This window comes from Frateuria terrea, assembly GCF_900115705.1.
In the GTDB taxonomy this organism is placed as follows: domain Bacteria; phylum Pseudomonadota; class Gammaproteobacteria; order Xanthomonadales; family Rhodanobacteraceae; genus Frateuria_A; species Frateuria_A terrea.
On record NZ_FOXL01000010.1, the window covers coordinates 47,382 to 59,600 of the forward strand.

7 protein-coding genes and 1 pseudogene are annotated in these 12,219 nt (G+C 68.4%); 4 read left to right on the forward strand and 4 right to left on the reverse strand.

What is annotated here, in order from left to right; genetic code table 11:
* Nucleotides 1–18: 18 nt before the first annotated feature.
* A complete protein-coding gene (locus tag BMZ38_RS16100; protein ID WP_091340124.1) occupies nt 19–1,911 on the reverse strand; it encodes an ATP-binding cassette domain-containing protein in 1,893 nt (630 codons plus the stop codon).
* Between the two features lie 151 nt (nt 1,912–2,062).
* Here BMZ38_RS16100 and BMZ38_RS16105 point away from each other — a divergent pair, with 151 nt between their 5' ends.
* The 4 genes from BMZ38_RS16105 (at nt 2,063) to BMZ38_RS16120 (ending at nt 9,542) form a co-directional block, all read left to right on the forward strand.
* Nucleotides 2,063–3,139, forward strand: coding sequence for a glycosyltransferase family 4 protein (locus tag BMZ38_RS16105; protein ID WP_091340126.1), 1,077 nt, complete (start codon nt 2,063–2,065; stop codon nt 3,137–3,139).
* Entirely contained in the window at nt 3,136–5,268 is a 2,133-nt protein-coding gene (locus BMZ38_RS16110) for an amylo-alpha-1,6-glucosidase (protein ID WP_091340238.1), read from the forward strand. The genes BMZ38_RS16105 and BMZ38_RS16110 overlap by 4 nt, the downstream gene beginning before the upstream one ends.
* Nucleotides 5,269–5,378: 110 nt before the next feature.
* On the forward strand, nt 5,379–8,237 hold the full coding sequence (locus BMZ38_RS16115; RefSeq protein ID WP_091340129.1) for a serine/threonine-protein kinase: 2,859 nt from the start codon (nt 5,379–5,381) through the stop codon (nt 8,235–8,237).
* 258 nt (nt 8,238–8,495) lie between these two features.
* On the forward strand, nt 8,496–9,542 hold the full coding sequence (locus BMZ38_RS16120; RefSeq protein ID WP_245747324.1) for a D-alanyl-D-alanine carboxypeptidase family protein: 1,047 nt from the start codon (nt 8,496–8,498) through the stop codon (nt 9,540–9,542).
* Between the two features lie 80 nt (nt 9,543–9,622).
* Here the strand turns inward: BMZ38_RS16120 and metK are convergent, their stop codons facing one another.
* The 3 genes and pseudogenes from metK to BMZ38_RS17660 form a co-directional block, all read right to left on the reverse strand.
* Nucleotides 9,623–10,834, reverse strand: coding sequence for a methionine adenosyltransferase (metK, locus tag BMZ38_RS16125; RefSeq protein WP_091340133.1), 1,212 nt, complete (start codon nt 10,832–10,834; stop codon nt 9,623–9,625).
* A 191-nt stretch (nt 10,835–11,025) separates the two neighbouring features.
* Entirely contained in the window at nt 11,026–12,012 is a 987-nt protein-coding gene (dusB, locus tag BMZ38_RS16130) for a tRNA dihydrouridine synthase DusB (RefSeq protein WP_091340135.1), read from the reverse strand.
* Nucleotides 12,013–12,036: 24 nt separating this feature from the next.
* Nucleotides 12,037–12,207 (reverse strand): annotated as a pseudogene (locus tag BMZ38_RS17660) (PepSY domain-containing protein); the annotation flags it as partial.
* Nucleotides 12,208–12,219 lie beyond the last annotated feature (12 nt).

Genomic DNA, 12,219 nt, shown 5'->3' on the forward strand with positions numbered 1-12,219 from the left:
GGAGCAAAGGCTGGAGGCTCAGCCCTCCAGTTCGCTCCAGCGCGAGTAGGCGCTGTCGAGTTCGGACTGCAACCGGGCGAGCGCTTCATTGGCCTGCACGATGGCCGCGCCATCCTGCTGAAAGAAGGAAGGCTCGTTCATGGCCGCGCTGCGCTCGCCGATCTGCGTTTCGAGTTGCTCGATGCGCAGCGGCAGCTGCTCCAGCTCGCGCTGGTCCTTAAAGCTCAGCTTGCGCTTGGCCGGGGCAGCTGCGGGCGCGGGCGCCGGAGCTGGAGCCGCGACCGGCGCGGATGGGCTCTTCGCCGCGGCAGGCACCGGCGTGGCGGGCCGCTGGCGCAGCCAGTCGCTGTAGCCGCCGACGTATTCGCCGATCTGGCCATCGCCCTCCAGCACCAGCGTGCTGGTCACCACGTTGTCGAGGAAGGCGCGGTCATGCGAGACCAGCAGCAGAGTGCCCGTGTAGTCGGTCAGCAACTCCTCGAGCAGCTCCAGCGTCTCGACGTCCAGGTCGTTGGTCGGTTCGTCCATGACCAGCAGATTTGACGGCTGTGCGAAAAGCTTGGCCAGCAGCAGGCGGTTGCGTTCGCCGCCGGAGAGCCGGGTGATCGGGGCGCGCGCCCGCTCGGGCGAGAACAGGAAATCCTGCAGGTAGCCGATCACGTGCTTGCGCTGCCCGCCGAGCTCGATGTACTCGCGGCCCTGCGCCACGTTGTCCAGTGCGTTGAGCCGCTCGTCCAGCTGCACCCGATGCTGATCGAAATACGCAATCTGGATGCCGGTGCCGAGCTCCACCGTGCCGCGCTCGGGGATGAGTTCGCCGAGCATGATCTTCAGCAGCGTGCTCTTGCCTGCGCCGTTGGGGCCGATGATGCCGATGCGGTCGCCGCGCATGACGGTGGTGGAGAAATCGTCGATCAGCACACGCCCGCCATAGGCCTGGTGCACATGGTCGAGCTCGATCACCTTCTTGCCCGACGCCTGCGCGCTGGCCAGTGTCATCTTCGCGTTGCCGACCAGCTCGCGCCGTTCGGCACGCTCGCGGCGCAGCGCCTTCAACGCGCGCACGCGGCCTTCGTTGCGGGTTCGCCGGGCCTTGATGCCCTGGCGGATCCACACTTCCTCCTGCGCCAGCTTCTTGTCGAACAGCGCGTTGGCCTGGGCCTCGGCGTGCAGACGCTCCTCGCGCCGGCGCAGGTAGTTGTCGTAGTCGCCGGGCCAGTCGGTGAGCGCGCCGCGGTCGATCTCGACGATGCGGGTGGCCAGCGCGCGCAGGAAGCTGCGGTCGTGGGTGACGAACACGATCGAGCCGTCGAAGGACTTCAGGAACCCCTCGAGCCAGCCGATCGCCTCGATGTCCAGATGATTGGTCGGTTCGTCCAGCAACAGCACGTCCGGCTTCTGCACCAGCGCCTGCGCCAGCAGCACGCGGCGCTTCATGCCGCCGGACAGCGCGGCGAAATCGGTTTCGCCGGGCAACTCCAGGCGCACCAGCACCTCGTTCACCCGGCGGTCAAGGTCCCAGCCCTGCCGTGTCTCGATCTCGTGCTGCACCTCGCCCAGCACTGCGAACGAGTCGTCCGAGTGCAGGCCGGCGGCCAGCAAATGGTGGTAGCGCCCCAGCAGCCGCCCCAGGTCGCCCAGCCCTTCGGACACCACATCGAACACCGAGCCGGCGGTCGACTGCGGCACTTCCTGCGCCATCCGCGCCACGATGACGCCGTTCTGCACCCTCACTTCACCATCGTCGGGTTGCAATTGACCGGCGATCAACTTCATCAGAGTGGATTTCCCCTCGCCATTGCGGCCGACGACGCAGACGCGTTCGCCGCGCTCGATCGACAGGTCGACATCGGCAAGCAGAAGGGGGCCGCCGATGCTGAAATCGACGCGCTGCAATTGGATCAGGGACATCCGCCGATTCTAGCCGATACGTTCTAGACGATATGTTCTAGACGATACGTACCTGGCGATACGGTCGAGCGGATACGTTCCAGCGGACTGCGGCGCGCACAGTCTTTTAACGCGCCCGCCACCTCGGAGGCTTCGGGCGCCGAGGATATTCATGCGCATTGCCCAGATCGCCCCCCTTTGCGAGTCCGTGCCGCCACGGCTTTATGGCGGCACCGAACGCATCGTCGCCTGGCTCACCGACACCCTGGTCGAGCTCGGTCACGACGTCACCCTTTTCTCCAGCGCCGATGCGCGCACGCGTGCCGAACTGGTGGCGGTGCGCGACCAGGCAATCCGCCTCGACCCGGTGCAGCAGAAATCCGAGCTGGCCGCGCACTTGTCGATGCTGCAGGAAGTGCGCCGCCGCGCCGACGAGTTCGACGTGCTGCATTTCCACGTCGACATGCTGCATTTCCCGATGTTCGAGGATTGCGCCGGGCGCACGCTGACGACCCTGCACGGCCGGCTCGACCTGAAGGATCTCGGCGAGGTGTACCGGCGCTGGCCCCACTATCCGCTGGTGTCGATCTCGCACGACCAGCGCCAGCCGCTGCACTTCGCCAACTGGGCGGGCACCGTGCACCATGGCCTGCCCGAGAGCCTGCACCGCCCGCATCCGCGGCCGTCCGGGGGCTACCTGGCCTTCCTCGGGCGCATATCGCCGGAGAAGCGGCCCGACCGTGCCATCGCGATCGCGCGCTTGAGCGGCATGCCGCTGAAGATCGCGGCCAAGGTCGACCTGGCCGACCGCGCCTATTTCCGCGAGGAAATCGAGCCTCTGCTGGACGATCCGCTGGTGGAATTCATCGGCGAGATCGGCGAGGCCGACAAGGAGCGCTTCCTGGGCAATGCGGCGGCGCTGCTGTTCCCGATCGACTGGCCCGAACCCTTCGGCCTGGTGATGATCGAGGCGATGGCCTGCAGCACCCCGGTGATCGCCTGGAACTGCGGTGCGGTGCCGGAGGTGATCGACGAGGGCATCAGCGGCTTCATCGTCGGCAGCGAGGCCGAGGCGGTGCAGGCGGTGCGGCGACTGCCACAGGTCGACCGCCATCAGGTACGTGCCGCGTTCGAGCGGCGCTTCTCGGCCGAAATCATGGCCAGCAACTATGTGGATCTCTACGAACGACGTTGCCGCGTCGCGCCGGCGCTGCCGGCCTGGCCGGTGGCCCGGGAGGCGACACGATGAGCGAAGCGACGCAGGACGACGAAACCCCTTCGGCCGGCACCTCACGCGGGCAGTACTCGTTGAAGTCCGGCGATACTTTCGTCGTCTGCGACGCCTACGGCGATATCCGCGGCGATGCCAGTGGCCTGTTCCACAACGACACGCGCATGCTGTCGCACTTCACCCTGGACCTGGGCGGCAAACCGCCCTCGCTGCTCAGCGCCGCGATCAGCCACGACAACGTGCTGTTCACCGCCAACCTCTCCAACAAGCCATTGCCGCCGATGGGCGAGCGCGCCACGCCGCAGGGCGTGATCCACCTGCAGCGCATGCGCTTTCTATGGGACGCGCGCCTGTACGAGCGCATCGCCTGCGTCAACTACGGCGACAGCGAGGTGCAGGTGACGCTGGCGCTGCGCTTCGGTGCCGACTTCCGCGACATCTTCGAGGTGCGCGGCACGTCGCGGAAGAAGCGCGGCACGTTGCACGAACCGAAGGTCGGCGAAACGTCGGTGGCGCTGCGCTACGACGGCCTGGACGGGGTCACGCGCTGTTCGGTGATCTGCCTGTCCACGTTGCCGGACCGGCTGGACGGTGATTCGGCCGAACTCAGGCTGGTGCTGCCGCGCCTGAGCAACACCGAGCTCTATGTCGAAATCGGCCCGGATCACGCGCAACCCAGCCGCGAGCGCTTCCGCGCCGCCGCCGCCAAGGCACGCCGGGCGATGCGCCGGCGCCGCGGCCATGGGGCTCGCCCACGCAGCAATGCGCGGCTGTTCAACGCCTGGCTGGAGCGCTCGCGCGCGGACATCGCCTTGCTGGTCAGCGAATTCCCCACCGGGCCGTACCCTTGCGCAGGCATTCCCTGGTTCGCCACGCCGTTCGGGCGCGACGGCATCATCACGGCGATGCAGCTGCTGTGGCTGGACGCCAGCCTGGCGCGTGGCGTGCTCGGCTACCTCGCCGAGCACCAGGCACACGAGACCTCGGCCTTCCGCGATTCGGCGCCGGGCAAAATCATGCACGAGACGCGCAAAAGCGAAATGGCCGAGCTCGGCGAGGTGCCGTTCGGCCGCTACTACGGCGGCGTCGACACCACGCCGCTGTACGTGATGCTCGCCGGTGCCTATGCCGAGCGCACCGGCGACGAAGTGTTCATCGACAAGCTTTGGCCTGCGCTCACTGCCGCGATGGGCTGGATCGAGCGCACCTGCGACAAGGACCCGCACGGCTTCCTTACCTACGCTCAGGGCGAGAAGGGCGGCCTGCTCAACCAGGGCTGGAAGGACAGCGAGGATTCGGTGTTCCACGCCGACGGCACCATCCCGCCGGCGCCGATCGCGCTGGTGGAAGTGCAGGGTTACGTCTATGCCGCGCTGATCGCGATGGCACGGCTGGCCGAGCGGCGGGGCGACGACGACGCCTCGGCGCAGTGGCGCCACCGCGCGCTCGCCATGCGCAAGGCGGTGGAGGAGCTGTTCTGGGACGAGGAGATGGGCAACTACGGCATCGCCCGCGACGGCAACGACACGCTGTGCCGCGTGCGCGCTTCCAACGCAGGCCATTTGCTCTATGTCGGCCTGCCCAAGCTGTGGCGAGCGCGGAAGGTGATCCGCCAGTTCCGCTCGGCGCCCTTCGACAGCGGCTGGGGCGTGCGCACCCTGGCGATGCAACAGGCGCGCTACAACCCGATGTCCTACCACGACGGCTCGGTGTGGCCGCATGACGTGGCCATCTGCGCTGCCGGCATGGCGCACTACGGCGAGCGGGACGATGCCGTGCGCCTGCTCGGCGAGACCTTCGAGGCGGCCGTGCATTTCGGCATGCGCCTGCCCGAACTTTTCTGCGGCTTTCCCCGCGCCACCGGTGAGCCGCCGATCGCCTACCCGGTCGCCTGCCTGCCACAGGCCTGGGCGGCCGGTTCGGTGTTCATGATGCTGCAGGCGTGCCTGGGCGTCACCGTCGATGGCCGCCGCGGCGAGGTGCGCATCGACCGCCCGAGCCTGCCCGCCGGCGTCGACCGCCTGACCCTGCACAAACTGGACGTGGGCGGCGACAGCATCGACCTCGGCTTCGAGCGGATCGGCTCGCGCACCGTGGCATTCCGGGCCGGCGGCTCGGCAGACGTGCGGATCCTGGCCAAGGTCTAGCCATCCTGCTCAAGGGAAGGACCGGGGCCGCTGAAAGCCGCCTTGCGCGCAATGTGATTCCTCCGTGAATTCGGCGCCATAATGGACGTCCGGACCCGGGGGGAGTCGCCATGGCAAGGCAGCTGACGGACCGCTATGTCGAGGCCAAGCGCATCGCCATGGCGGCGATGGACGTGGATGCGTCCGCACGCGATGCGCTGATCGACCAAGAGGTGGGCGAAGACGCCGAGCTCGCGCGAGAAGTGCGCTGGATGCTCGATGCGATCGAACGCACCCACACTGCGACGCTGCCCTTTGCCCCGGCTGCGGCGGCGCCGGACCTGAGCGGCCACCAGGCGCAGGCCACTGCGCCGCGCAACTACCGCATCGTGCGCCTGCTCGGCGAGGGCGGCATGGGCATGGTCTATCTGGCCGAGCGCTGCGACGAGGGCTTTTCACAGCAGGTCGCGCTGAAGTTCCTGCACGCCGCCAACGAAGGCTCGCCGATCCTGCACGAGCGATTCAGCCAGGAGCGCCGCCTGCTGGCGCGGCTGGAGCATCCCGGCATCGCGCGCCTGCTCGACGGCGGCATGATGGACAGCGGTCGGCCGTTCCTGGCGATGGAGTATGTCGAGGGGCGGCGCATCGACGAGTGGTGCGATGCGCACGCACTGTCGCTCAACGAGCGCGTGACACTGTTCCTGAAGGTCTGCGACGCGGTCGAGTTCGCTCATCGCAACCTGGTCATCCACCGCGACATCAAGCCGGCCAACATCCTGGTCACCGCCGACGGCACGCCCAAGCTGCTCGACTTCGGCATCGCCCGCATCATCGAGGAAGGCGGCCAGGTGCTCGCGACCGCGACCGCGGCGCATGCGCTTACGCTCGCCTACGCCAGTCCCGAGCAGATCGAACAGCAACCGCTGACCACCGCAGCGGACGTCTATTCGCTGGGCGTGGTGCTCTACCAGCTGATCGCCGGCCGCCGGCCGTACCAGCACCTGGTCACCCCGCACCTGCTGTCCAACGCGATCGTCGGCGGCCAGGTGCAGGCGCCCAGCCGCAGCCTGCGGGAGGCGCCGGCCGACCAGCACCGCCCTTGGCGCTCGATTCCGGCGGACGTCGACGCGATCGTGCTCAAGGCGCTGCGCCGGCAGGTCAGCCAGCGCTACGCCAGCGTCGCGGAGTTCGCGCAGGACCTTCGTCACTACCTGGCGCGGCGTCCGGTGAAGGCACGCCGGGGACGGCAGTGGTACCGGTTGCGCCGATTCGCCCAGCGCAATCGCTGGCCGCTGGCAGCCGCAGGCATGGTGCTGGCCGCCGTGCTGGCCGGCCTCACCGCCTCGCTGATGGCGCTGGCGCAGACCCGCGCGGCGCAGCGTCTGGCCGAGCAGCGCCAGCACGACCTGGAGCGCATGGTCGACTTCCAGCAGTCGATGCTGCAGAGCGTCGACATCGACGCGATGGGCCATGCGTTGACCCATGGGGAGCGCACGCTGGTCCTGGCGCGCCTCGATGGCATGCCGGCGCAGACGACGGACCGCGCTCAGCTGGAGCAGGCGTTCGCCGGCATCGCCGCTTCCGGGCCGGCGCGCGACGCACTGGATACCTACGTGGTGAGCCATGCGCTGGCCCGGCTGGACAAGGATTTCGCCGATGCTCCGCTGCTCGGCGCGGATCTGCGCCAGTCGCTGGCGCGCGTGTTGCTGACCATCGGCAGCTACGGCCACGCGGCCACCGAGCTGCGCAAGGTGGTACAGGTGCGCGAGCAGCAGCTGCCGGCGGCTGCGGCAGCGCTGGTCTCCGCTCGTGTGGACCTCGGCGAGGCGCTCTACCGGGGCGGCCAGCTGGAACAGGCGGCAAGCGTGTACGCCAGTGCGCTGCCGGCCGCCGCGGCCCTGCCGCAGGCCGACCCCCTGCAGGTGGCCGCGCTTTCCGGTCGCGCGCGCGTGCTCGCCGCCCAGGGCCACCTCAAGCAGGCGCTGGACCAGCAGGAGGCGCTCTACGCCGGCCTGGCGCGCCGCCTGCCTGCCACCGACGAGGGCCTGCTGCGCCTGCGCCGCGACCGTGTCGAGACACTGACCCTGCTGGGCCAGCGCGACCGCGCGCGCGCGGAACTGGAACAACTGGTTCCGCTGTACCGCCAGACCTTCGGCGCCGAACATCCCGAAACGCTCGCCACCACGCTCACGCTGGCCACGCTGCTCTATTCGCAGGACAACGAATACGAACGCTCGCTGGCCCTGGCGCAGGACGTCGCGGCGATCCGCGAGCGCCGCCTGGGCCCCGACCATCCGCTGACCCTGCAGGCGCGCGCGCTGGCTGCATCCAACGAAGTGCGGCTGGCGCTCGATCCGGCCACCATGGCGCAGGTGCACACGCGGCTCGAGGCGATCATCGAGGGCGACCGGCGTGTGCTGGGCCCCGACAACCCGCACACGCTCGATGCGATGACGGACATGGTGCGGCTGCTGTCCAAGCAGGACCGCTACGCCGAGGCGATTGCCATGGAGCGCGCGGTCCTGGCGGGCCGCACCCGCAGCCTGGGCCCGGACCACATCAGTACCCTGTACGCCCGCGGCAGCCTGGCGAGCCTGTTGTGCGAGAACGGCGAACATGCCGAGGCCCGCGTGCAGGGCGAGCAGGTGCTTGCGGCGCTGCGCCGCCAGCTTGGCGACGACCATCCGATGACGCTGGCGACCTACGACCTGGTCGGGCGCATCGAGGCGGGAGGCGGCCACTGGGCGCTGGCGCGCGATGCCCACGCCAAGGCGCTGGAAGGCCGCGCCCGCACGCTCGGCAACACCGACGCGCACACCATCGAGAGCGCTTCGCGGCTGTACGTCACCCTGCTCAAGCTGCACGACACCGCGGCCGCGAAGCACGTGCTAGCGACCTACCTGCAACCGGTGATCGCGATGCAGCCCGATACCCTCAACGCAGGCATGCGCAGCGTGCGTGAGGAAGCGCTGGCGGCAGTCGGCAAGTAGTGCGCCCGGGGTGCGTTTCCGCATGCGACGAGGGAAGCCCCCACGGGACGCCCCGCCGGTGGTGCGAAGCGAAGCAGTACTTGGAAGCACCCGCCAGGCGGGCTCGACAGGACGCGTTGCACAACCTCGCCACAAAAGGGCGGAACAACAGCCATTTGCACGACCAACTTATGGCTTTTCGGTGGATATTGAAGCCGGCCTGGATTAAGGTCTGCTCTACGTGACATGACGTCGTCGTCGGCGGCGGGGAATACCGGTGTGAGTCCAGAATCGTTTTCGTCCAGCCGCCTCGGCGCCCTGTTGGCCATCACCCTGTTGTGGCTGGTCGCCAGCGTGGCCCACGCCGGCCAGGCGGCCATCGTGGTCGACGCCACCACCGGGCGCGTGCTGGGCCAGGTCAACGCGGACGAACAGAACTATCCGGCCTCGCTGACCAAGATGATGACTCTCTACCTCACCTTCCGCGAGCTCAAGGCCGGCCGCCTCACCCTCGAAGACAACCTGCCGGTGTCCCGCTGGGCCGCCGACCGGGAACCGAGCAAGCTGGGCCTGCGCCCGGGCCAGACCATCACGGTGCAGGACTGCATCCTGGCGATGGTGACCAAGTCGGCCAACGACGCGGCTACCGTGGCGGCAGAAAGCATCGGCGGCACGGAAACGGGTTTCGCCGATATGATGAACGCCCAGGCGGCACTGCTGGGCATGGCCGGTACGCACTTCGACAACGCCTCAGGCCTGCCCGATCCGAGGAACGTGTCCACCGCGCGCGACCTGCTGACGCTCGCCATGGCGCTCTACCGGGACTTCCCGCAGTACGCGCACTACTTCTCGACCACGCAGTTCACCTTCGAAGGTCGCGTGGTGCACGGCCACAACCACCTGATGGACCGTTACGACGGCATGGATGGGCTGAAGACCGGCTACACCGCGGCCTCGGGTTTCAACCTGGCTTCCACCGCCGTGCGCGATGGCCATCGGCTGTTCGCCGTGGTGCTGGGCGGACGCACGGCCAACAAGCGCGATTCGTTGATGGCCAGCCTGCTCGACGCCGGCTTCGAGCAGAGCGAAGCGGCCGCTGCGTTGGCCGCCGCGGGCCAACCGCCTACCGGCGTGGCCCACCGCGTGCTGGCCGCGCTCTCGCCGATCGCCAGCGCCGAGGCCGATCCGGCGCCCGCTTCGGCACCGCGGCGTGTGAAACACCGCGGTGCCGCCCGTCGCTCCGGCCACCGCCCGCACCATCACGCGGCCAAGCAACTTGCCGATCGCAAGTCGAAGCGGACGACCTCGAAAGGTAGCGACGACTGAGGTTGCCGTCGGCCGCATGGCAGCAGACGGACAAAAAAAACCCGCGGCGAGCCGCGGGTTTTTGTTGACCAAGGGTGCGCTTACCTGCGCTTGCCACCCAGCCCGGCGTCGGCGCGCAGCGCCTCGGCCTTGTCGGTCTTCTCCCACGAGAACGCGGTGAAGGTGCTGCCGTCGGCGGCCTTCATCTCGTAGGGCTGGCGGCCGAAGTGGCCGTAGCTGGCGGTCTGCTGGTACATCGGGTGGATCAGATCCAGCATCTTGATGATGCCGTACGGGCGCAGGTCGAAGTGCTTGCGGATCAGCTTCTCGATCTTCTCGTCCGCGATCTTGCCGGTACCGAAGGTGGTCACCGAAATCGAGGTCGGCTCCGCCACGCCGATGGCGTAGGAAACCTGCACCTCACAACGGTCGGCCAGGCCGGCGGCGACGATGTTCTTGGCCACGTAGCGCGCCGCATAGGCGGCCGAGCGGTCGACCTTGGACGGATCCTTGCCCGAGAACGCGCCGCCGCCGTGGCGGGCCCAGCCGCCGTAGGTGTCGACGATGATCTTGCGGCCGGTCAGGCCGCAGTCGCCCACGGGGCCGCCGATCACGAACTTGCCGGTCGGGTTGATGTGGAATTTGGTGCCCTTGTGCAGCAGCTTCGCCGGCAGCACGGGCTTCAGGATCTCCTCGCGCACCGCCTCGACCAGGTCCTTCTGCTTGATGCCCGGGTCGTGCTGGGTCGAGAGCACGACGGCGTCGATGGCGACGGCCACGTCGTTCTCGTAGCGCAGCGTCACCTGACTCTTGGCGTCCGGACGCAGCCACGGCAGCGGGGAGTTCTTCTTCTTGCGGATCTTGGCCTGCTGCTCGACCAGGCGGTGCGAGTAGTAGATCGCCGCCGGCATGAAGTCCTTCGTCTCATTGGTGGCGTAGCCGAACATCAGGCCCTGGTCGCCGGCGCCCTGTTCCTCGGGTTTCTTGCGGTCCACGCCCTGGTTGATGTCGGGCGACTGCTTGCCGATCAGGTTGAGCACGCCGCAGGTAGCGCCGTCGAAGCCGACGTCGGAGGAGTCGTAGCCGATGTCCAGGATCACCTTGCGGGTCAGGCCCTCCAGGTCGATCCAGGCGGAAGTGGTGATCTCGCCGGCGACGATGGCCACGCCGGTCTTCACCATCGTCTCGCACGCCACGCGCGCGCGCGGGTCCTGCGCCAGGATGGCGTCGAGGACGGCGTCGGAAATCTGGTCGGCGACCTTGTCGGGATGGCCTTCGGAGACCGACTCGGAGGTGAAGAGGTAGTTGCTCATCGCGGGTTATATCCTTCCTTTCGGATACAGAGATAAAGAAGCCGCGCATGATACACGCGGCCGTGGCAGATTGCAGGCCAGCGTACTACCCAGGGGTGAAGGTTTCATACCCGTTCAGGCGGCGGACGGCTGGACGGCTAAACGTGCGCCTGGCTCCCTCTTCCCGGGAGAGGGCTCCTATCGGCGAGAAGTCAAGCCGCGGCACGCCGCAGCTCGCCGAGACCGGCGAAGTACTCGGCGGTCAGGCGCAACTGCTCGCCGGCGCCCTCGGCCCGGTTGACCACATGCCGGAACGCGACGTTCTCCGGCCGATCCTTGGCATACCACCCCAGATGCTTGCGCGCGATGCGCACACCCGCGTGCTCGCCGTAGAAGGCGTAGAGGTGTTCCAGGTGGCCGAGCAGGATCGCGGCCACCTCGGCAGGCGTGGGCTCGGGCAGCTTCTCGCCGGTGGCGAGGTAATGGGCGACCTCGCGGAAAATCCATGGGCGCCCCTGCGCGCCGCGACCGATCATCACTGCGTCGGCGCCGGTCACATCGAGTACGTGGCGGGCACGCTCGGGGCTGGTGACGTTGCCGTTGGCGAGCACCGGGATACGTACGGCGGCCTTCACCGCGGCAATGGTGTCGTACTCGGCCTCGCCCTCGTATTTGTCCGCGCGCGTGCGCCCGTGCACCGAAAGTGCGGCGATGCCGCTGTCTTCGGCGATGCGCGCGATGCTCAGGGCGTTCCTGTGTTCGTGATCCCAGCCGGTACGGATCTTCAACGTCACCGGCACCTCGACAGCGTCGGCCACCGCCTTGCAGATGCGCGCCACAAGCGGCTCGTCCTGCAACAGCGCCGAGCCCGACCATACGTTGCAGACCTTCTTGGCCGGGCAACCCATATTGATGTCGATGATCTGCGCGCCATTGGCCACGTTGAAACGCGCCGCCTCGGCCAGCATGCCCGGGTCGTAGCCAGCGATCTGCACGCTGACCGGCTCCGGTTCGCCGGCGTGATCCATGCGGTGCAGCGACTTGCGGGTGTGCCAGAGCTTCGGGTCCGCGGTGGTCATCTCCGACACGGCCAGCCCCGCGCCGAGCCGTTTGCACAGCAGGCGGAAGGGCTTGTCGGTGACCCCGGCCATGGGCGCGAGCACCACGGGCGGGTCGATGCGGTACGGGCCGATCTGCATCCTGCCATTGTATCGCCGCCGCTTCTACGAGCGGGGTGCGGCCCCGGTCGCGCGCTCCGTGCGTGCCCGCCAGAACAGCAGGCCCGTCACCAGGAGGAACCGCGGCAGCAGCCCGGAGGCGATCACGACGGTGCGCCAGACCGGTCCGGTGGTACCCGCATGCAGCGGATAGATCGCGTTGCGCCAACGCTCGGCATGGACTGTGTC